This is a genomic window from Bacillus sp. IS1, from assembly GCF_032461585.1.
GTDB classification, from domain to species: domain Bacteria; phylum Bacillota; class Bacilli; order Bacillales; family Bacillaceae; genus Bacillus; species Bacillus velezensis.
On record NZ_JAWCWR010000005.1, the window covers coordinates 69253 to 88324 of the forward strand.

Annotated in this window: 27 protein-coding genes; all 27 read right to left on the bottom strand. The window is 44.9% G+C overall.

The window, feature by feature from the left end; genetic code table 11:
- Positions 1 to 4 precede the first annotated feature (4 nt).
- Positions 5 to 562 carry a LysM peptidoglycan-binding domain-containing protein gene (locus RUW00_RS17110; RefSeq protein WP_073982179.1) on the bottom strand — a complete coding sequence of 186 codons (558 nt, stop codon included), beginning with the start codon at positions 560 to 562 and terminating at the stop codon, positions 5 to 7.
- Positions 563 to 5218, bottom strand: coding sequence for a transglycosylase SLT domain-containing protein (locus tag RUW00_RS17115; RefSeq protein ID WP_073982180.1), 4656 nt, complete (start codon positions 5216 to 5218; stop codon positions 563 to 565).
- Between the two features lie 158 nt (positions 5219 to 5376).
- The gene (locus RUW00_RS17120) at positions 5377 to 5676 is read right to left on the bottom strand and encodes a hypothetical protein (protein WP_014470552.1); all 300 of its coding nucleotides are present in this window, start codon (positions 5674 to 5676) and stop codon (positions 5377 to 5379) included.
- A gap of 100 nt (positions 5677 to 5776) precedes the next feature.
- Positions 5777 to 6172: a phage structural protein gene (locus RUW00_RS17125; RefSeq protein WP_315956686.1), complete on the bottom strand. Its 396-nt coding sequence runs from the start codon at positions 6170 to 6172 to the stop codon at positions 5777 to 5779.
- Positions 6173 to 6188: 16 nt separating this feature from the next.
- Complete coding sequence (locus RUW00_RS17130) at positions 6189 to 7223, bottom strand: DUF3383 family protein (RefSeq protein WP_073982181.1); 1035 nt, start codon at positions 7221 to 7223, stop codon at positions 6189 to 6191.
- 4 nt (positions 7224 to 7227) lie between these two features.
- Positions 7228 to 7698, bottom strand: a complete 471-nt coding sequence (locus tag RUW00_RS17135; RefSeq protein WP_073982182.1) for a phage neck terminator protein — start codon at positions 7696 to 7698, stop codon at positions 7228 to 7230.
- The gene (locus tag RUW00_RS17140) at positions 7655 to 8044 is read right to left on the bottom strand and encodes a hypothetical protein (protein ID WP_014470556.1); all 390 of its coding nucleotides are present in this window, start codon (positions 8042 to 8044) and stop codon (positions 7655 to 7657) included. Before RUW00_RS17140 ends, RUW00_RS17135 begins: the two co-directional genes overlap by 44 nt.
- Positions 8044 to 8547: a hypothetical protein gene (locus tag RUW00_RS17145; protein WP_016938715.1), complete on the bottom strand. Its 504-nt coding sequence runs from the start codon at positions 8545 to 8547 to the stop codon at positions 8044 to 8046. The genes RUW00_RS17140 and RUW00_RS17145 overlap by 1 nt, the downstream gene beginning before the upstream one ends.
- A 4-nt stretch (positions 8548 to 8551) precedes the next feature.
- Positions 8552 to 8887, bottom strand: coding sequence for a phage head-tail connector protein (locus RUW00_RS17150; protein ID WP_029575357.1), 336 nt, complete (start codon positions 8885 to 8887; stop codon positions 8552 to 8554).
- Positions 8888 to 8901: 14 nt separating this feature from the next.
- The gene (locus RUW00_RS17155) at positions 8902 to 9771 is read right to left on the bottom strand and encodes a phage minor head protein (RefSeq protein ID WP_315956687.1); all 870 of its coding nucleotides are present in this window, start codon (positions 9769 to 9771) and stop codon (positions 8902 to 8904) included.
- Between the two features lie 11 nt (positions 9772 to 9782).
- Positions 9783 to 9986 carry a DUF7302 family protein gene (locus tag RUW00_RS17160; protein WP_014470560.1) on the bottom strand — a complete coding sequence of 68 codons (204 nt, stop codon included), beginning with the start codon at positions 9984 to 9986 and terminating at the stop codon, positions 9783 to 9785.
- Positions 9987 to 9999: 13 nt separating this feature from the next.
- Positions 10000 to 10860 (bottom strand): phage capsid protein, encoded by an 861-nt coding sequence (locus RUW00_RS17165; RefSeq protein WP_014470561.1) that lies wholly within the window; start codon positions 10858 to 10860, stop codon positions 10000 to 10002.
- 14 nt (positions 10861 to 10874) lie between these two features.
- Positions 10875 to 11594: a DUF4355 domain-containing protein gene (locus RUW00_RS17170; RefSeq protein WP_103042004.1), complete on the bottom strand. Its 720-nt coding sequence runs from the start codon at positions 11592 to 11594 to the stop codon at positions 10875 to 10877.
- 122 nt (positions 11595 to 11716) lie between these two features.
- A complete protein-coding gene (locus RUW00_RS17175; RefSeq protein WP_127010303.1) occupies positions 11717 to 11989 on the bottom strand; it encodes a DUF2829 domain-containing protein in 273 nt (90 codons plus the stop codon).
- 48 nt (positions 11990 to 12037) lie between these two features.
- On the bottom strand, positions 12038 to 12517 hold the full coding sequence (locus RUW00_RS17180) for a hypothetical protein (RefSeq protein ID WP_073982188.1): 480 nt from the start codon (positions 12515 to 12517) through the stop codon (positions 12038 to 12040).
- Positions 12489 to 13901 carry a phage portal protein gene (locus RUW00_RS17185; protein WP_315956688.1) on the bottom strand — a complete coding sequence of 471 codons (1413 nt, stop codon included), beginning with the start codon at positions 13899 to 13901 and terminating at the stop codon, positions 12489 to 12491. Before RUW00_RS17185 ends, RUW00_RS17180 begins: the two co-directional genes overlap by 29 nt.
- 3 nt (positions 13902 to 13904) lie before the next feature.
- Entirely contained in the window at positions 13905 to 15110 is a 1206-nt protein-coding gene (locus RUW00_RS17190; protein ID WP_315956689.1) for a PBSX family phage terminase large subunit, read from the bottom strand.
- On the bottom strand, positions 15097 to 15852 hold the full coding sequence (gene terS / locus RUW00_RS17195) for a phage terminase small subunit (RefSeq protein ID WP_315956690.1): 756 nt from the start codon (positions 15850 to 15852) through the stop codon (positions 15097 to 15099). The genes RUW00_RS17190 and terS overlap by 14 nt, the downstream gene beginning before the upstream one ends.
- 67 nt (positions 15853 to 15919) lie before the next feature.
- Positions 15920 to 16111, bottom strand: a complete 192-nt coding sequence (locus RUW00_RS17200) for a hypothetical protein (RefSeq protein WP_315956691.1) — start codon at positions 16109 to 16111, stop codon at positions 15920 to 15922.
- A 225-nt stretch (positions 16112 to 16336) separates the two neighbouring features.
- Positions 16337 to 16798: a sigma factor-like helix-turn-helix DNA-binding protein gene (locus tag RUW00_RS17205; protein WP_315956692.1), complete on the bottom strand. Its 462-nt coding sequence runs from the start codon at positions 16796 to 16798 to the stop codon at positions 16337 to 16339.
- Positions 16798 to 17004 carry a hypothetical protein gene (locus RUW00_RS17210; RefSeq protein ID WP_315956693.1) on the bottom strand — a complete coding sequence of 69 codons (207 nt, stop codon included), beginning with the start codon at positions 17002 to 17004 and terminating at the stop codon, positions 16798 to 16800. Before RUW00_RS17210 ends, RUW00_RS17205 begins: the two co-directional genes overlap by 1 nt.
- A gap of 14 nt (positions 17005 to 17018) precedes the next feature.
- Positions 17019 to 17147: a hypothetical protein gene (locus RUW00_RS17215; RefSeq protein WP_014470571.1), complete on the bottom strand. Its 129-nt coding sequence runs from the start codon at positions 17145 to 17147 to the stop codon at positions 17019 to 17021.
- Positions 17148 to 17347: 200 nt separating this feature from the next.
- The gene (locus tag RUW00_RS17220) at positions 17348 to 17638 is read right to left on the bottom strand and encodes an alpha/beta hydrolase family protein (RefSeq protein WP_103041999.1); all 291 of its coding nucleotides are present in this window, start codon (positions 17636 to 17638) and stop codon (positions 17348 to 17350) included.
- 33 nt (positions 17639 to 17671) lie between these two features.
- Positions 17672 to 18106 carry a hypothetical protein gene (locus tag RUW00_RS17225; RefSeq protein WP_110085341.1) on the bottom strand — a complete coding sequence of 145 codons (435 nt, stop codon included), beginning with the start codon at positions 18104 to 18106 and terminating at the stop codon, positions 17672 to 17674.
- A gap of 5 nt (positions 18107 to 18111) precedes the next feature.
- Entirely contained in the window at positions 18112 to 18330 is a 219-nt protein-coding gene (locus tag RUW00_RS17230; RefSeq protein WP_110085342.1) for a hypothetical protein, read from the bottom strand.
- Positions 18327 to 18701 carry a hypothetical protein gene (locus RUW00_RS17235; protein ID WP_223257598.1) on the bottom strand — a complete coding sequence of 125 codons (375 nt, stop codon included), beginning with the start codon at positions 18699 to 18701 and terminating at the stop codon, positions 18327 to 18329. Before RUW00_RS17235 ends, RUW00_RS17230 begins: the two co-directional genes overlap by 4 nt.
- Positions 18698 to 19066, bottom strand: a complete 369-nt coding sequence (locus tag RUW00_RS17240) for a hypothetical protein (RefSeq protein ID WP_315956694.1) — start codon at positions 19064 to 19066, stop codon at positions 18698 to 18700. The genes RUW00_RS17235 and RUW00_RS17240 overlap by 4 nt, the downstream gene beginning before the upstream one ends.
- Positions 19067 to 19072: the final 6 nt, after the last annotated feature.

A 19072-nucleotide genomic window follows, 5' to 3' on the forward strand; every position in this document is an offset into this window, starting at 1 on the left:
CTCCCTATTTAATCCGCATCTTTACCCCGATAGGTATTCTTCTGTCAGGCCATGGATTGAGCCGCCTCAATGCGCTGACAGTAGTTCCGTATTTGCGGGCGCAGCCCCAATACGTATCACCCTTTTTCACCTTGTGATAAACCTTATTGGATTTTTTTGTGGTTTTTTTCTTGTTGGCCTTTTTCTTTTTCCCGGCTGTTTTCACCTTCTTCTTAACCCACGGGCTTTTTGCAATACGGATTTCTTGTAAAGAGATTGTTATCGCAAACCCGTTTGAAAATTCCCCTGTATCGCGGTCGATTTTCGTAATGATCACGTCTTTTGCGACCTTTCGCCCGGTATAGGTTAGGAGATTGCCTGCATATGCTTGCTTTTTTAAATATTCATAGTCGCTGTTTGCCGTCTTCCCAAGCAAATAACCGGAAACACTTGTGGTTTCCGGTTTTCTCTGCACATGGTCGGTAATCGGCACGCCTTTTTCAACGGGATAAGATGTGACTTCCACATCCGCCCCGTCTGATTCTTTTTCGTTAACAAGATTGATCTTCCCAAGCTTCGCCAATTAATAAACCCCCTCCGCTTGAAAAAGAGCCGCCAGGCTGTCGTAAGAGTCTTCCAGTGATTGGGTGATAGCCTTTGAAATATCAGTTTCAACTTTTGCACTTCCGCCCTCAACTTTTACATTGATAGACGGGCTGAATGTAATATTTACAGACGTTCCACCGCTGCTGCTTGCTGCTTTTTCTGGTGTATATCCAGTTTCAGCCCCAAGCTCTTTGCCGAGCGCAGCATACATTCCCAGTGATTGATTCCGGTAACGCGGTTCAGTCGTGATGACATATTCCCGCCAGCCGTTTTCCCCGAGTGCCGCAACCTGCGGGCTATTGATTACGCCGCCTGTCGCATACCCTCTGTACGGCCCGCCGTGCGCCATTGATACCAAGCCGGGATGTTTCATGATGCCGCCGTATCTGCTGTTCAGATAGTTAATAGACGCTAGAATTTGATCAACCGGATTTTTAATATTTCCGTGTCCTGGTTCTTTATGGGCGTTAAAGGTGCTTGGGATGAACTGCATTAACCCCTGTGACGGGTGGCCGGCTTTTGCATTGGAATCCCAATTGTTAACAACATTGGGGTTTCCGCCGGATTCTTTCATTGCGATTGTTTCGAGTGCTCCGGCATATTCAGGGCCCAATCCTTTAATATTCAGAGCTTGAGCAACCCATTTTTTCACCGCTTTGCTTCCGCCGCCCGAGAAACTTTCAGCATAACTGGACAACTTACCCTTCACAAAGCCCACGGCCTTATCCTTGATGAATGTAAAAGCGCCTTTTGCTACATCACCAAAGGCCCCGCCCATAGTAGGCGCTGACACACCCAACTGTTTCAGAACTTTATTAAGCAGCTTTGATGGATGACCTACATAATCAAATACATCTAATGCAATATCTTTCGCCTTGCTAACAACATGTTTTACGCCTTCCACTGCTGAGGTTGCTTTATCTTTAACCCATCCAAGCGCACCCGAAATACCACCGCCGACATTCCCCTTACTGTAAGCAGGAAGGGCCGCTAATGCAGCTCTTGTCTGTTTCGCAGAAAGAACCTCCGTTCCTTTTGGAAGGTTCATCATGGTATCCCTCGCTGGGCTCAAGCCCATTTGTCCGGATGGTGTTCGATAAAGCTCAGGGCCCGCATTTGATCCTGTGCCATCCCCAAGAATGGCCGGGCCTCCCGGATGGGAGCCTGTACCGTGTGCATATTTTGGCACTTTGAAATGTGCCGGCTTCCATTCAGGAATTGTAGGTACACCGACCTTCTCAAGGACCCAGTTCACTCCGCCAATTACTCCGTTTACTGCATCCGCCATTTTATCGGTCATTGAGTTACTGAGCGAGATAATTCCACTCAATGCATGTTTTGCCATGCTCTTGATTCCGTCACCCATCTTGCCCGGTAACGCCTTGGCTCCCTCGACTATATCAGAAAATTTGTCTGTGACTTTCTTCCATAGACTGTGAGCCAAATCACCAACCTTATCTCTAATATAGTGCCATCCTTTGATGATTCCATCTGCTGAATTGGATACTAGTTTTGTAACCATTCCGACCGCGCTAGAAAAAATCTGTTTCACGCCGTCCCACATCATACTGAAATTTCCAGTGAAAAGACCCTTGAAGATTTTCACAATCCCCATTATTATCCCTATCGCTCCATTGATAATGGCAATGATGTTTGTAAGGGCAGTCTGCACAATAATAAGCACTACTGGAAAAACTGCATTTATGATGTTCAGAATAAAACGAATTGCTGGAATTACAACAGTGGTGATGATATTTGCCAAGGCTTGCAGTAGTGAAACGACAATAGGTAGCACCATCTGAATGATCTGCACAATTTGCGGAAAGACCTGCTGGACCACCTGAATTAAAATTGGTAAAGCCGCCTGCGCAAGCTGCAAAATAATATTTGCTGCTAAAGTAAGAAGCTGGGCGACAACCGGGAGGACCGCCAGAATGACCTGCCCTATGATCGGAAACACCTGTTGCACCGCCGTTAAAATCAACGGCAGAATTTGCATGGCAATTTGTCCGATCGTTGATCCGAGTAATTGAATCAGTTGAACCACAATCGGCAGAGCCTGCTGGATGATATTCATAATCAAAGGAAAGACCATCTGAATTGTCTGAACCAGGATAGGCAGAACAGTCTGGATGATCGTAACGATAACCCCTGAAAAACTGCTGACTAATTGAATGATGATAGGTAAGACCGCATTTATCACGCTGAGAATGACCGGAAAAACAGTCTGAAATCCTTGAACAAGTAATGGCAAAATCGAACTGACAATTTGCAATACACTCGTCATTAATTGCCCTGATACCTGCATCCATGCAGTTAATAGCTGCTGGATCAATGGAATCAATTGTGGGCCGATCGTTGAAAGTGTTTGTGAAACGGCTGCGGCTAAAAGAACAAGATTTCCTGCAAGCTGAATGAACGTCTGTTGCATTTGACCAGCTAATTGCTGAAATTGCGGTGTCAGTTGTGCTACCAGTTGACTGAAAACCTGCTGTACTGTCGTGATAATCGGCTGAATGGCCGTGAATACCGTTGTCAGCACAGATTGAACAGTCGCCCACGCCGAATGAATTGCACTGCTGACCGCTTGGTTTGCATCTTTCAAACGATACAAATACCCTACAAAACTGAGGATCGCCCCAATTGCTATTCCTACCGGTCCGGATACTCCCAAGAAAGAAAGGCCAATCGACGCAATTATAGGCGCAATTATTGACACAATCCCTTGAAAGCTTGATAAACCAATCTTGAGTTGATTCATGAAGCCTTTAATAAAGCTGTTCAACCCTTCGGTTATTCCCTTTCCGAAAAAGTCGGTTACTCGTTTTCCTGCATTCTGAACAAATGAGGAAACAGTATCAACTGCCGTTTTGTAAGCAGCCTCAATCCCTGCGACTAAATGAGGGTGTGACTCGCCCAACCGATCCCATAATTTTAAGGATTCGGCTTGCATCTTATGAATTGCGGATACAGCAACCTTTTGTGAATCCTCAAATCCTTTCATAAATGCAGGTTTAAGCCCCTGTACCTCTTTAATCATGGTATGGAAGGCACTGACTACCGCAGTTTTTCCGGTATCCGCAAAGCGCTTCATGGCATCCGTAGCCGGTTTGAATCGCTCTTGAAGCTTGTCAAAATTCTTGTAAAGCATATAAATGCCTGTTACAAGCAAGACAATTGAGCCGGCGACTACATAGACTGTTCCGGACATGGCAGCAAGCCCCGTTACTACCGGGCCAATGAACATCCAAAGACTGCTCAGAGCCCCGAGAAACCCATTAAATAACCCTACTCCTATTGCCAAAGGCGATAAAAGCAGGGTTAAAACAGGGATGAGCAATAAAAATCCTTGGATCATTTTCGCCAGCACCGGATGAGCTTTGTTGAACTGAATAATCATTTTTCCGATCGCGGTAACGCCTTTATAAATTGACATGGCAACGGTTCCGAACACTTCAAGGGCTGGCTGAATGGCTTTTAAAAGAGTGCTGCACATCTGTTCCCAAGCCTTTGAATAACCGGGAACGGTCTGTGTGGCCGCCTTGTGTAACCCTTGGAATAGGAAAAAGTTTGTGAAGGCTGCGCCAAGCGCTACCATCTGAAAGCGCATATACCCCTGTGTTATCATGGCTGTCATATCTTGAAGCTGTTTCATATTTGCAGTAGGCCCGAGCATCTTCAAGGCCAAGTGTGCCGCAGTTCCCTGCTTCGCCATATTTTCAAGGGTATTTGAGACGGCAAGCCCCGCTTTGTTGACTTGGTATAACGGGTTCGCCATCCTGTCATAATTGGCAGCAATCTTTTCCGATTGGGTTGACATTGCCATAATCGTTCCGATGGACTGCAACATGCTCATGCGCATCATTTTATTATTCTTGATCATGTTGTCAGTAACCGCTTTATGCTCCCGGCCTAGCCTGTACACTTCATCCATGAACTGTTCATTTGTCCCGGTCCAGTTGTCCATTTCTTGCCCTAACTGAAAGAAGCCATATCTTGCCCGTATCAGCTCGTTACGGAAACCGTTCATTCCGTATCTTTCCTCATTCCAAGCCTGCCGCATTTCATTGACCATTTGAATAGTATCTGCTTCAAGTCCGCGTGTTGAGCCGCGCAAAAAGTCCATTTCCCGCCCGTAATATCGCATACCCCTGTAATCAGGTGCAGGCATGGCCGCCGCGCTTTGTGATGATCCCCCGTTAACCCGGCGCATGTCCACATTATGCAAATTGTTTCGCAGCCTATCAACTTGATCATTTGCATTGTTTAATGATGATTGGTCAACGTCGATGCTCACGCGTGACGGTATATTTTGCACTAATCTGTTCGTTTGTTGAATGGTCTGGTTTAGACTTTCCACATGAGACGTCATAAGGTCAAATGCGGGGCCAAGATTTTCAATTGTCCGCACAGCAGTTTGTAGCGAAGAACTGTCAAGAATCATGCTCATGTTCCTGAACCTTCTCTGCTCCCTGTGCATGTTGGACATTTGCGTTCGCATTTGAGAAAAATGGCCGGCCGCATTATCCGTATGATTAACAAGTCTATCAATCTGGCGATTTGCTCGTTCAAGAGGGGAGGTATCAACGTTTAATTCCACATCAATATGCGTACTCCGTAATGCGTCTGTCAACGTTTAACCCCCCTTATTTCTTTTTGTTTCGTTTGTTTTCTTCGGCCAGATGAATGTCCAAAGCCGCATTGGCTTCGAGTAACGTATCGAGGTCCATTGCTGAAACCTCCGTGAAAGAAAACTTCTCAGACATCACAAGCCGATACATAGGCCAGTTGTCACTCGCCCTCTTTTTGTAAAACTGCTTTGGTTTCGACGGTTTCATCGCTAAGAAAGGTAGAAACCTCATACATTAATTCATTGAATCCAGCATGTTCATCGAAGTATTCGAAGTTTACTTTTGGATTTACCACAACTTCTTTCATGTACAGCTCATACAATTGTGAAGAAGTTGGGCGGCCTGTGTTAATGTTAATTGCTTCATCTTGAATTTCTACCATCCGTCTTGTTCCTGGGTGCTGAAGAGTGTACTCGATTCCTTGGATTTTAACTGTTTTTTGTTTACCGAATTTTGACATAGGTTTTCCCTCCGATTGTTTGGTTTGCATATATTGAAAAGCAGCCCGAGTGGACTGCTTTTTTGCATTTGATTTTTTTCTTTTCGACATGATTAATACCTTACTGCTCTAAAACTGTATAATCGAAAACTTGAATTTCAAATTCACGATCCCCGATTTCGTCACTGAATTCTGCATCAGCAGGCTTTTTCACCATGGCTTCAGTGCCGCCGATTTTCTCTTGTCCGCCGGTAACCCAGATCGGAAAGGTTTTGTCCGTGTTTGCCAATCCATTTAAATAAGGCACAAACGGCGAACCCATGGAAAGAGTAAGCGTAATTGTGCCTAACGGATTGTTTTTTGTTGCAACGCTCACATCACCTTTAGCGCTGACTTTTGTCGAAAACTTTTCTTCGTCTTTAGCACACGAAACCATGGTACCCTCTGAATAACCAGTAACGATTTTCCCGTCGATATTCGTGTTGACCTCGTTCGCATCGTAAACATAAGCAGCCATTGACTATTCTCCCCCTTTAGATTGAAATTTCGCCTGTAATTGAGGCGGAATGAACCGCGCCAGCTAATTCGAACGTGAAAGAAAGGCCGTCATACACGCGATTTTTTCTGTTCTCGTCTGATACTTCAGAGCGTTTTTTTGTGCTGATGGTATAAACGGGCAAACCGTCTTCATCAGAAGCGACAATCCCATTTGAAAAGGCTTTTTGAAGTACATTCGTAACCTGAACACCCAACAATGAAAAACCGGCATTCGAGAACGGGATTTTACCGTTATTTGAGAATGCCGATTGAATGGATGTTTCAATATTTAATTTCACCCAGTCCTTGCCGTGCAGGACGTCAATGTACTCACCTGAAGCAGTAATTCCCTCTGACGTCTCGCTGTGGCCCGCTTTGGTCACATAAGCGATAGCTCCCTCTTTGTGGAGCTTTTGCAGCTCGTCCGCTTTCAGGTCTTGCGGGGTGACTCCCACAATGTTTTTGAACTTCCAAGTAACTGAACCCACTGTCAGGGAGCCGACGGCACCAACCAGCCCGGCGTCCGGATGCTCGCTTGTTATCGGATGATAAAAAACGATTGTCCGGTCCTTCCCAGTATAGGAAGTGACTTCTTCCCGATCTGTTACTTGCAGAACGAGGAATTTGTATGATTTTTCTTCCATCGCCTTTGCTGCTTCCAGCTTCTCGTCTGCCGTCGCATCAGCAAGAATGAGGAAGTGCCAATCATTATCAAAATACTCGTCAAAAGCATTCCGAATCGTAAATGTGGCAGCCGCTCCCGCTCCGTCGCTCTCCCCGTTCTCCGGGTTACCTCCGTAAGTACCGATGGCTACTTTTGATGGAGCATTGTCGCCCTGTGCATAAATAGCAGCAGCCTTTTTATATGCGGGTGTTCCTTCTGGGTAATCCGCTTTGACAGCTTCTATTGAGCCATATTCTTTATAGGTGTTGTGTCCGGCAACCTTCGCAAGAATTAGGGGTGTTCCTAACCCTTTAAGATTCGACGGTTTCACCAGGTCGATTTTGACCGTTACATCACTAAGTGGCATGTGTTTAACCTCCTATGGTTTCTATTTGCGCGGAATCAAAAAAATCCGCTTGTGTCTCGCCATAAGCCGCTCGCGTTCTAAGACGCATATCAAAGCCGTGACGACGTTCTGTGTCTATCGTGATAAATGTATCCCGATTACCGAAACCGTCGTTTCTCACCCACGCCAAGCCGTTGTCATGAAGCGTCTGGCGCGCGTCAGCAGTTTTGAAGTAAGAAGCTGTTTCTTGAGCAAGAGAAATGACTTCAATGTGACTGTTTGAAATCCATGTAAAAGAAAAAACCAGCTCAATGTCTTCCGTTAACACTCCTTGTTCCTCAACACCCCTGTGTTGCGGCAAATACGGAGAAGTAACGGTATACGTGCAAAAAGGGTATTCAGGCTGTTTACCTGTCCCGTTTGCTTCGATAACGACATGGCCGGTTTTCTCTTTAATCATTCTGAGAACCGTTCTGATTATGCTGTTGTAATCCATCTGAATTGCTCACCGCCTTTAAGATATAGGAATTGAAATCGGCGTATGTCCCGTATGGCGTCATTGCTTCCACCAAAAAGGTTACTCCATCAAAAACCACTTGAGCTTTGAAAGGGATTTTCTTCTGGAAGTACAGTTGCCTGTCCATCTGTGTAAGCCGTCCGCCGGATTGATAAATTAATTGCGCCTGCAATGGGACAATAGCGCCTTTTTCTTCCGATTCCACCGGCTTGCCCTCTACCCATTTTCCGAGATCGTCATAAAACCCCTCAGACGCCGGGAGCAACAATGTAAAATCAACGCTGTATTTCTCAATCAGATCACCGAACTGAAAGTGATTTTTCATTAGCTTTCAACCTCGTAATCCATAGAACCGATCATTTCCCCGGTATCTACTAACGGATTTGAAGAGCCTTTTTCCTCCGTTGTAAAAGGATGATTGGCAGGACTCCGCAAGTCTCTTGCATAAGTCTGCAGCCGGCCTTTTGCCAGTAATCCGACCGCGTTCATGATGTCATTAATAGAATCGCCGTTCTCTATGGCTCTATTGACCAGTTCCTCTACCTTTTGAACAATCTCAGCTTCATTTTCATCCCAGCCAGCCCGTAAGAATGACCGTTCAGGGATATTAATAAATTGTGTATCCTTCTTGAGATAAAGACCTTTGGCAGCAAGATAATTCCGCATGCGATCAGTTACAGCAATACGGCAGCCGAATTCATGAACAGCCGCGATCATTTGGCGGTCGCCGTCCAGAACACCGACTTTCATTTTCCCTTTTGGCTCAAGGTTCCTCAGTAATTCCGGTATACGGTTTGTATCCCGCACCCGGATATTTCGGCGCCCCATCTGATCACCTCAATGGTTTAAAACGAATTTTTTTGTATGGCCGAAAAAGATCAAACGCGGGTTTATACCTTACGTCATCCGCCGTGTATGTCTTGCTCATTCCGCCAATTGATTCAGCCTGGACGCCTTTCGGGCTATCCCGGTCTATTTCAATCATGAGAGCAATTCCTTTCTTCACAGGACCTGGTAATGATTCAACCCCGTCTGGTCCAACAAAAGAGTTATTACACTCTTCCTTAACGAAAGAAATTGCGTCTTCAAGGTCAATTTGTAGCTTCGCATCCTGCGAGGTGTCATCCTCGGGGATTCCCAACCGTATTTTTAATTCTGACAGGTCCATTTCTCTCAGTCCTTTCAAAGCACGGGTTCATATGTCGCGAAGCACCTGCAATTTATATCATTTGAGGGATCTCCGCTTTGTCCCGGTGCCGGCGCCCTCACAGATTTGCCGTTTTTATCTTGACCGAGATCAAACAGCTCATTTACAAACCTAGCCTGGCCTTCTAAATGAACATGATCCGCGTTTCTTCCCTCACGAACCCGCTCGTCACCCATGTTGTGCCATATCTTTTTCATGGCAATACCATTGGAATCAGCTTTCGTAGCTGCGTCCAGTGTCGCTTTCTCCCGCACTCGATGCATTTCTGTTCTGGCAATGCGCTGCGCACGGTTATAACTGACGCCCACATCAGCTTCCAGCTCCTTCGCTACCTGAACAAAGCGTTTCCGCTCAATAAAGCCGCGTTCAATTGTATGATTGATCTTCTGAACTGTCTTTTTACGGTCCGTTTCGATTGCTTTGAGCATATTTTTGCTTGTGATAGTCTGCGAGATTGACGCGGGCGCCGCCCATGCGACAGGCAATTTCCCTTTCGATGAACGGGACAATTTAAAGCCGACGGCCGATAAGATACCAAGCATGAGCCAGTTATACGATGACTCATAGGTTTCAGTCAGAAAATCAAGAACAGCCGTTTTAACCTTTGCAGAAAGGGCAGTAATCAATGATGCTATATCCTTCTTAATCTGAGAAAGATCATTACTCCGATTCGCGTCAGCAAGGCTGATTTCGCGCCCTTTATCAAGCCTGACAAACAGGGCAGTCAACTTGGAAAGTATTTTTTCGGAAGTACCACGAAAAAGCCGCTTCAGCTTCCGTAAAAACTCCTGCATCTTACGGGTTAACGGCTTCAAAAGCTCTTTTTCAGTTTGTTCTTTATCCACCGCTATCCCTCCTATTCGTCAGATGCTTTTTCACCAGCGTCAGCAGATTCTTGATTCTCTTCATCTGTTGTTTTGTCCGCTGCCTTTTTGCTGTTTTTTTCAGCTTTTTTAATGGGCGACTGTACTTTTTTGTATCTGTCCTCTTTCAAAAGCTTATTACCGTGTTCATCCTCAACAAACCAAGTTGAACCGGTATCAGTATTTTGAATCCACATAAAAAAGCCCCTCCTATTGTGGACGGGCTGCGCTTAATACCGCGAGCGCTTCCGGTCTTGTTACTTTGGCGCCGTACAAGTGAAGCCCTTTAACTGCATCAGCAAAACGTTTCTCAGGGCGATACGCCTCGACTTGGGTTGCTTGGTCTGCATAAGACCACGCCATGCCATGACCAGCAATAATCTTATGATTTTCTGTGCCACCCTCTGGTTTAGAAAGTGGAGCATTGTTTGATTTTAATACCGTGAATCCGGCAGCTTGTCCGATAACACCATTTAAAAGGCGTTGTTCTGAAGACATGTTTCCAGCTTTCACAAAACGGTCATCTTTTAGCATTAATCCTTCATACCAAGGCGTTACAACTACCCAGCGCCCCTGTTCCGGCACGTCTGCTTCATCCAATTTCACCGAAAGATCAACCAGATATTCGTACGCGTCGTTTTTTGTTGGTGAAACAACTTTTGTATCGCTGCCGATCGTATGAGCTGCATCCACATAATGAGAAGCAATATATGAATCAGCAGTATTTTTCAGAGCGTATGCTGCCTCTTGCATAGCCGCGTCCATCAACTTTGGATTTTGTTGAATTTTATCAACGTCATCAATCTGAAAGTTGAAATATTTTGACTGGTCAATGAGAAGCTTACGGCTTGTAGAATCAAGTGTTTGCGCGTTATCCATGTCTTGATTTTTAGTGTAGTCGCCCACACTAACGCGCCCCATATTGTTGATTGTCACAGAGTCACCAGCAGCAGTGATTTCTCCCTCGTAATCTCTGTTAATGACTCCCGTTTGACCATAAACCAAAGTTCTTTGTAAATTGCTCAGCAGTCTTGCACTCCATAATACCGGAATAAAATTATCTAATGCCATGTGTTTTTATCCTCCTATTGATTCTTATAAAGAGCTTGGATGCGATCCCAGTTTTGATTGACTTCCTCGGTACTCATCTTTTTAATGTCTTCTTCTGTTAACGGGGCTGATGCTCCGCCTGATGGTGTCGGCGTGCTGCCGTTCTTTTTGAAATGATCGTTTACGATGCTTTGTTCGAAAGTCTTGAAGGCTTCGGCCAAGGTATTCAAATTTTGTTCTGTGGTCGCATCGTCCTGACCGATAAAAAAGTCCACAAGATTAGTAGGCAAACCCTTTTCAGTTGCAATTGAAAGGGCCGTATTTCTCAACGACTCCCGCGTTTTCTCTTGCTCAAGGTTCTGGAATTTTTCCTGCAACTCACGTAATTGCTTTTGTTCCTCTGTTTCAGGAGGAAACCGCTTTGAAATCTCTTCCTCAAGTTTCTTCGGCAACGTATTTTTCTCATACGTCTTGATCGCCTCTGTCACCCTTGCATCAGATGTTGATTGAAGCAGCTTCTTTCCCTCGTCATTTGTTTCTAGGAAAGCTCGTACTGCATCCAGCGAGAGTTCTCCGCCGCTCGGCTGCGGTGCCGGATCGGTACCGGTTCCACCTGCTGGCTGGGCTCCCGGTGTTGGATCAGCCGCGCCCCCAGGTTCGGAAAAATGCTGAAGGTTAATGCGCAGTGGCAGCCTTTCTTTTTTCATGAAATTCATTGACGGACTGACTGACTTATCCGTGTTTAATCGTTTCATTTCTGTGTGTCCTCCTTGCCCTTATCAGTTGTCGAAGCCCCTAACAAGTTCAAAAGTATTTCGGTTGCTCTTTAACGCCTACAACGCGAAAAAAAGGCATAAAAAAAGCCGCGTTAGCGACTTTACTTAATGATCTCCCAATCCTCTGCAAGAATGTCAGAAACACTCGGAACCCACATAGCATGGTCACCCTGTGCGGTTTTTAACTGAAGATATGGACGGACTTTAAATAAATCCCCCTCATTCATCCCCCATGCTTCAGCCGTTTGCTTGTTACAAGGAATACCTTCTGGATAACCTTTTTGATAAACAGCAAACATCCCTTTACCATTCCAACCCGAGCGAAACGCTTTTTCACCTTGCTTCATCAAATCCAAAGCTTGACCAAATTTCATATTGTCCCTCCTAAAATAAAAAAAGCCCCTCATGAATGAGTTGCGCGTTTACTTGCCTTGTGTATATGTCTTGGGGAAAATCGCTGGTTCTCCTTTCGCTGAAGTCTTTTTCATATGAGATTCATCCCTCTTGAAAAGAGTCGCTTTAAGCTCAGCATACACCTCTTCAAATTCAGTGAGCTCATGATTTGCAGTAATTCCGAGCATCGTCAATAATCCATTGATTCTAACTTCTTCGGCAAGATCAGAAGTTTTCATTTCTGTATCCACCCTTTCATATGTCTTTTCAAAACATATTGGATTGCACGAATATATCTCGCCTTTACTGCCGCGTGTAATGTAGTCTTTCGGCATAGCAGCAATTGTCCCGCTTGATGTTCTGATTTCGTACCATACCCCTGTTTTTAAATCAGAGTGAGTAATAATGGTAATGTCTTTGCTATCTACGCCAATGCGGAACCAATCCGGCCATGTGTCACCTATTTTAAACGCTTCAAATTCAGTCGACTTCTCCCTGTACCTTGTCATTTTCATTCGCCTCCTGTTCTTCGTCGTCATCATGATTATCGTCAATGGTGTAGGCATCTGCTTCCGCTCTCATTCTTTCAATCTCAAAACGCACATCATCAATGAACGATAGTAGAGCAAGCCGCGTTTCTTCGCTTACCAGCCCTTTGAGTTCCGCAGATGCTTGAGCCTCTTCGAGAATGTTTGCTGGAAGATTCCGCTTGAATTGAAACCACAGCTTCAAATACGCGTCTTTGTCGGCCAGTATCCTTTTGGACCATGCCGAACAGAGTATCTTATACTGATACCGGAATGCCGCGGTCATTTTGCGTTCCATAGTAATTGCCTTGTGTTCCAGCGCCATAAGTTTATACCGCATGGCAACGCCTGTAATAGTGCCCCCGAAAGAGCCGTCAGAAAAATTGACCGTCTTCGCAAAACGTAAAATATTTTCTTCCAGCCGGTTCAAATGATTTTCGATCATGGCGTCGTTTATTTCCTTGGTTAAAAACTTCACGTCGCCGTTATCGTCGAAGACTTCAAACACGCCATTCTTTTTCAACTTTTCCATATCCTCATCATCGAGTGAAGCCCCTTTTACAATCAAGTATGCAAGCCGGAACTGTTCGATTTCGTTCGATGCGTCTGACAAAGTTCTGTCGTATGCATCAATTAAAGAAATGACTTTTTCAGTGTCGCCTTTCATTTCTTTATTGTTCGGAACACCAAACAACGGGCATCCATTGAAAAGATGCGGCTTCGTCTCAATAAGATCGTACTTCGCTTTATCAGACGACTTAAACGAATAAATGAACGTTTCATCGTAGAAATCAGCCCGATATGACTCGACTTTTTTGCCGCTCACCCACTCAAACACTGAATAATACCGCAAAGCATATGTGGGCTCTGTTATATCGTCTAAAGCGAGAATAATGCATTCCCACGGATCAACGTTTCGCAGGCATTCGTTTCCGTCTTCATTAACAAACAGCAGGCGGGCGCCGTAACCGCAGATGGAAGCCATTTTCCCGAGTTCGGAATCGGCGTCCTCAATGTTATTTCTCGTATTGAAAATACTCACTTGGTCTTTCAATTGCTTATCTTCAGTTTCATAAGAAATGGGATGTCCAAACATATAGCCTGTCTTAGTATCAATGATTTCAGAGTCAAATGAGTTGTTCAGCTTATTGTTTACCTTGTCATCAATACGCTGCACCTTATCGGTTCCCGCGCTGCCATAATCAATGATGGAACGTGTTAATATGGGAACGCCTGCCGGATCAGCCTTATATCTTGCATATAGCTTCATCAATTTTTCACGAACAGGGACGTGTTCATTAATCATCATCTTGATAATGTCACCGTTGATTCCACTCTGGCGAATTAGATTTATATATTCCTTCATTGGTCACTCCCCCTTTCTGTGTTTCGGCTTGTTGTGGGTATACAGAGCGTACCGGAGAGCATCCAGCACGTCGTCCCATTCCTTCACAGGGTCGCCGGTCTTGGGATTCCATACATACATGAAAATTTCTTTTTTGAAGCGCTCAACCTTGTCTTTCACGATGAATAATTCATTTCGCTTAAACAGCCGGGCCACTTCTTCAATACCGGATACGATCGCCTTATCAGCGTTCAGAGCTCGCAACTTCTCCCGCCTGAAGCGCTGCACATGCTCCGGCCGCGCAGAATCGCAGTAAAAATTAATATTGCCGTACCGCTTCTTTACGCCTTTTGCTACTTTCACCCAGTAATCAATTTCTTCATGTTGCTTGGTGTGTTCTTCGAGCAAATAAAAACACCCTTGGTCATCTTGCCCGATTACGACAATAGAACCCGGGTGCTCATATCCCCAGTCAACACCGGCGAAATACTTCTTGAAGTTGACGCGCCTGTTCTCCAATTCCTCAGAACTGATATAGTGAATGTCCTTATTGAAGTCCCGGTAAATGACTCCTTCAGACGCCACCCAATATCCGTTTATATCTCGATCGGTAAACATGCCGCTGGGCGTCGATGCCACGATACTCTCCACATACTCCGGATCAAGAAAATTGTTATCGAACAGCGAGAAATGAAATGATCGGATGTTCAGCCGGCCGCTCTTCAACTTTTGCCCGTCTTTGTCGATATAATCGGTTTTGACGGTGTGCATCGGGTTTTCGGGGTTTGTATCCATCATGACCACAGCGCCTTTATAAGAGCACCGGGAAATGACTTCTTTTACAAATGAATCATGCAGGGCGGTCGCCTCATTCAGAAACGCGCCGGCTGACGTAAACCCCCGCGCCTTTTTCCATGAATTTGCGTTTGCTCCGTCAAAGCAATATACCTGATTACCGAATATCTCAACGGCGCTCGACTTATTGAGTTTCAATTCCTTGCCGAGAATCTGTTCTAAATCATTCAGAACGTTCCGCCTGATAGTCCCCAGGTTCGCCCCGCCAATAACAAAATTCAATCCCATGTTTTGATACTTGCTGACGTGAGCAAGAAACGCCAAAAGGAGCACGAATGTTTTTCCTGCCCTCTTTGCGCCGCTACAAATTAAAATTTTGGGCTGCTCTTTTATGAAGCTGTCCCAAACTTCCTTTTGCTTTTTATTCAGTTCCATCGGCATCCACCATTTTTCTTAACATTGTAGCAATCTCATTTTCTTTGGTGTTTTCGTCGCCGCCGTTAATAGCCTTCTTGGTCTTCTCGATATTCAAGCGCATTTGTTCCAATTTAAGGCGCCGCTCATCTTGCTCATGCGCCAGCTGGTCAAATTGCTTGATCAAGCTCCGGAGCTCCCCCATTGCCCGAGATTGAGCATTCAGGAATGCCGCCTGCTTATCCCATGCGAATTGTATATCGTGCTGCAGCTCTTCCACAAAGTGAGCTTTTGAAAGACTGCCGTCCTCATTTATGCTGAGGTCACCTTTTATTTTAGAGACAATTTTCGTAGTATCGTTTTTATCCTGCACAAACATAATGCGTTGTGCCCGCAGAATGGCCGCGTATTGAATCTGAATTTGATCCCATATCATATCAGCAGGGGAACGCTCCTGAATCTCTTCCATGATTTCAAGCGTTTCTTCTGGCAGATACTTTGAGAAAAACCCATGCGAAACCGCGTTTCGATTTCTCTCCGGGGCGCCGCCGTTGTTCCCCAATGCATTTTTATTACCGGGTGGGGCGCCTGCCTTTTTTGTGTGCACACTTTTTTCAGAGGGTGCACCCTTTTTTCGTTCCCAACCATGCCGCTGCTTCCACGATTTAATGGTGTTCATTGACACCCCGTATTTTTCGGCAAGGTCCTTGTATTTCATGCCTTTGGCGTAATCCTTATACGCCTGAATGTGCTTTTCAGCCATCTACATCCACCGCCGCCTCCTTTTGAATTGAGTTGTTTTGGAAAAAAGATATTTCTGCCAAGCCGATTTACGACGATGGTACGGCATCTTTAACCAATTCAAAAACATCATTGTCCTGATTATATTTGATGGTTAATGCCATGCCTTCTTTAAACCAAATGATTATACTCATATGGCCATGTGGCCTATAGTCAACATAGAATGGCTTTAAATGAGGATGCCTCGCCATAAATAACATATATATTTCACCGTAAGTCATAAGAAAATCACCTCGTTTCATATTTTCTCTCAGCGCTGTATATTCTCTCTAAACCGACGCCGCACTCAGACCGTTAACCGCCGATAGTTTTTCTGAGATTTACCGGAATCGGTTTACAGAGAACATAAAAAGCCCCAAACCCAATAAGGGCATAGAGCTTAATGATCACTATATGAAATTGGTGGGGACGCAGGAATATTTCGCCTCCCCGTCCTGCCTTCCAGTTTACACTGCGGATTTAATCTGATTCAATAATTGCAAAAGCTGACACGTTTCGCACATTTGGCACAAATGGCACACAATATCATTTTTAATGCGTCTGACTGTTTCGCGGGAAACGCCAAGATGCAGCGCGATTTCACGAAACTTCATCCCTTCTAACATGCAATCAAAGACAATCCGGTTTTTTTCGTCCTCTATTTCTTCAGTAGAGCGCTCAAGAAAATCAACGATAGTTTCGTATTTACGGAGCCGCTTTTCCCGACGATCCATCTGACGTAATTCCGCCTGGCTTATTCCGGCTGATCCTCTCGGCATTCCTGCTTCGTCACCGTAAGTAGCCACAAGCTTCTGCCCGGTAAACTCCACTTTGTTGAGAATGCGGCTTAATCGACTGATCTCCCGCAGCATAAAATTATAATCACGAATCCATTCTTCGATTTCCCAAGCCATCATTTGATCAGACATTATAAACTCTCCTTTTGCCCGTAAATAGAATATTTCTCATTCCAACCGTTCTTTTTTTGTTCTGCCAGATATTCAGTTTTAGATACTTCCTGAATTGTTAGGCCGCACTTTTCCATCAAGAAACTTTTCATATTCTCGAATAAATCTTCTTTTCCGCACAAAAGATTCACGATTTTCCCATTTTGATAGGCGAATCCATACTTCACACCAAACACTCCCTTTATTTGCGTCTCAAAGCGCCACCCTTGCCTCTTTTAAGAGTTTGCATATTTTGTCCCATCATCCGCTGCCAAAAGCGATCTGATCGTTCAGAAACGTTTTTATCTGGCTCCTTTTTCTTCCGCTTCATGTCATCCCTCCTGATAACAAAAAACGGACACCAACCAGAGCGCAGAAAAAATTCTGTGCAATGATCAGTGTCCGCAGGCTTTCCGTCTTGGACGTATTTATTTCTAAGCTCATTGGCTGCGTAATGCCAGCAGGCTCATTTTTAACTCTTCATATGCTTATATTTTACCATAATCCGGGTTTAATAGGGTTACCAAACCATTAAAGACCGGCTTTCTCTTTATATTGCTCCCAAAAGCCGTTCACTTCATCCAAGTACCTTGTGGCCTCGGAGCTTTTGGTTTCAGCCTCTTCTCGAATTGCGTCAAAAGCCTCTTCGAATTCATCGGCAGGCGTCTTTAATATCTGGTATTCGTTGGTAGCGAGGGCAGTCGCAAGAGCGACAGGATCAAGACTGTTTAACGGGGCCCATTCTCCCTGCCAATTCCCTAAGCTAACACTTTTCCGTAGGCTCTCAAAAGCCGCAGCCTGCTCTTTTGTTAATTGTAACATTGTACTTTCCTCCGATTCTTCTTTGAATTTATCTTACTTCACAATGAATTTTGCTGATTCAAATGTTCCGATGTAGTTCCGCTTGCCGGAATCAGAGTAGCAGTCAAGCTGGATGACATAGGTTCCCTTTCCGGTCTTATTCCGGATCGTTTTCACGTTGAATGATTTCAGAGGCGTTGCCGTTTTGAAGCTGCCCCGCTGTACCAGATTCGTATCAGTCAGCCCGCCGCCGCTGCGCTTCTTGTATACGCCGGCCGTGTAATAAAGTGTTCTTGAGCCTTTTTTCTCGGCTTTCCAGTCCACCGTTGAGGCGCCGGCCGTGTAGGTCGCGGCATCCGTAAACACCCGGCCGCTGTACCCGGATTCGTTTTGCCAACCGGACCATGCGGCAGAAGCAGACGGCGCAACGGCCGCGGCTCCCAGAAGTAATGCTGCTGATAGAATGATTGATTTGAATAGCTTTTTCATAGTTATTAATCCTCCGTCCTTTCGGATACTCCATTTAGTTTTTCAGAAGTGAAATGAAACGAACTGCAAAAATTGACATGGAAAGGCTTGCGGCACTTCTCACAATCCATTTCGAATTCGCCTGACATCTCGTATTCATCAAGATAAGAGTCATAGTCCATTAAATACTCGCAATGCGGGCATTTGATTGCGTCAATCACTGAAACTGATTCATTTTTCTTCATTTTGTTTCCCCCAATCCCAGAATCTCTTTCATTTTTTTGACCGAATTCATGCTATTGAACCAGTCGCCGTTCTTCAATTCCAACCGAGAGCCACCGGGAATTTCTTTGATGGCCGCTATATCCTCTCTGTCAAAAGCCCATATTATTTCCGAGCCGCGCCAGATTTTAATGTCTTTGCTCATTTTTCTTTCGTATTCCCTCTGAATTATTGGGTCGGCAAATATTTCCGGTTGCGCTTCAGGTTCTAATTCCGCAAATACTTGGTCCATTGATTTAAAAAGAACAGCTGCCGTCAAAGGTTCATCATTCGGCTTTTTGGCTGTTATAGCCATCATGGAGCTGTACGGCTTAGGGAATAATGTAGTCTTCATTCCGCACCCTCCTGATTCAAAATGATCTCTTTCAGATCATTCAATTCAACGACAAAATCATTGAAAGCCTCGTGCAACGGATTTTCCTTCCGCGATATGGCACCTGCTCTTCTCTCATATACACTTATCAGCCTTTCAACTTCTTCTAATGGTGTCTTCAGCTTTTCGAAATCCCCCTTCACTACCGCTTCAACTAATGAATAGCGAGGAATATTGTTTAAAGGGGAATATTCCATATTTCCGGCGTCTCCCCATATTCCGTGAAAATGAATGATTTCAGAAATAACCGAATCTTTATTTCCGCCAGCAATCTGCAATAAATTAGTGAATGCCTTATATTGTTTTTCTGTCAATTTAAGCTTCACACCGCG

Bases quoted from the DNA above. Each gene is read 5' to 3' on its own strand.
- RUW00_RS17120 (WP_014470552.1), bottom strand. From the start codon at position 5,676: ATGTCAAAATTCGGTAAACAAAAAACAGTTAAAATCCAAGGAATCGAG.
- RUW00_RS17200 (WP_315956691.1), bottom strand. From the start codon at position 16,111: ATGACTTACGGTGAAATATATATGTTATTTATGGCGAGGCATCCTCAT.
- RUW00_RS17165 (WP_014470561.1), bottom strand. From the start codon at position 10,860: ATGGCATTAGATAATTTTATTCCGGTATTATGGAGTGCAAGACTGCTG.
- RUW00_RS17205 (WP_315956692.1), bottom strand. From the start codon at position 16,798: ATGTCTGATCAAATGATGGCTTGGGAAATCGAAGAATGGATTCGTGAT.
- RUW00_RS17160 (WP_014470560.1), bottom strand. From the start codon at position 9,986: ATGTGGATTCAAAATACTGATACCGGTTCAACTTGGTTTGTTGAGGAT.
- RUW00_RS17230 (WP_110085342.1), bottom strand. From the start codon at position 18,330: ATGAAGAAAAATGAATCAGTTTCAGTGATTGACGCAATCAAATGCCCG.
- RUW00_RS17170 (WP_103042004.1), bottom strand. From the start codon at position 11,594: ATGAAACGATTAAACACGGATAAGTCAGTCAGTCCGTCAATGAATTTC.
- RUW00_RS17125 (WP_315956686.1), bottom strand. From the start codon at position 6,172: ATGGCTGCTTATGTTTACGATGCGAACGAGGTCAACACGAATATCGAC.
- RUW00_RS17175 (WP_127010303.1), bottom strand. From the start codon at position 11,989: ATGAAATTTGGTCAAGCTTTGGATTTGATGAAGCAAGGTGAAAAAGCG.
- RUW00_RS17150 (WP_029575357.1), bottom strand. From the start codon at position 8,887: ATGGACCTGTCAGAATTAAAAATACGGTTGGGAATCCCCGAGGATGAC.
- terS (WP_315956690.1), bottom strand. From the start codon at position 15,852: ATGGCTGAAAAGCACATTCAGGCGTATAAGGATTACGCCAAAGGCATG.
- RUW00_RS17140 (WP_014470556.1), bottom strand. From the start codon at position 8,044: ATGAAAAATCACTTTCAGTTCGGTGATCTGATTGAGAAATACAGCGTT.
- RUW00_RS17180 (WP_073982188.1), bottom strand. From the start codon at position 12,517: ATGACAAGGTACAGGGAGAAGTCGACTGAATTTGAAGCGTTTAAAATA.
- RUW00_RS17235 (WP_223257598.1), bottom strand. From the start codon at position 18,701: ATGAAGACTACATTATTCCCTAAGCCGTACAGCTCCATGATGGCTATA.
- RUW00_RS17220 (WP_103041999.1), bottom strand. From the start codon at position 17,638: ATGTTACAATTAACAAAAGAGCAGGCTGCGGCTTTTGAGAGCCTACGG.
- RUW00_RS17145 (WP_016938715.1), bottom strand. From the start codon at position 8,547: ATGGGGCGCCGAAATATCCGGGTGCGGGATACAAACCGTATACCGGAA.
- RUW00_RS17185 (WP_315956688.1), bottom strand. From the start codon at position 13,901: ATGAAGGAATATATAAATCTAATTCGCCAGAGTGGAATCAACGGTGAC.
- RUW00_RS17130 (WP_073982181.1), bottom strand. From the start codon at position 7,223: ATGCCACTTAGTGATGTAACGGTCAAAATCGACCTGGTGAAACCGTCG.
- RUW00_RS17225 (WP_110085341.1), bottom strand. From the start codon at position 18,106: ATGAAAAAGCTATTCAAATCAATCATTCTATCAGCAGCATTACTTCTG.
- RUW00_RS17215 (WP_014470571.1), bottom strand. From the start codon at position 17,147: ATGAAGCGGAAGAAAAAGGAGCCAGATAAAAACGTTTCTGAACGATCA.
- RUW00_RS17190 (WP_315956689.1), bottom strand. From the start codon at position 15,110: ATGGAACTGAATAAAAAGCAAAAGGAAGTTTGGGACAGCTTCATAAAA.
- RUW00_RS17135 (WP_073982182.1), bottom strand. From the start codon at position 7,698: ATGGATTACAACAGCATAATCAGAACGGTTCTCAGAATGATTAAAGAG.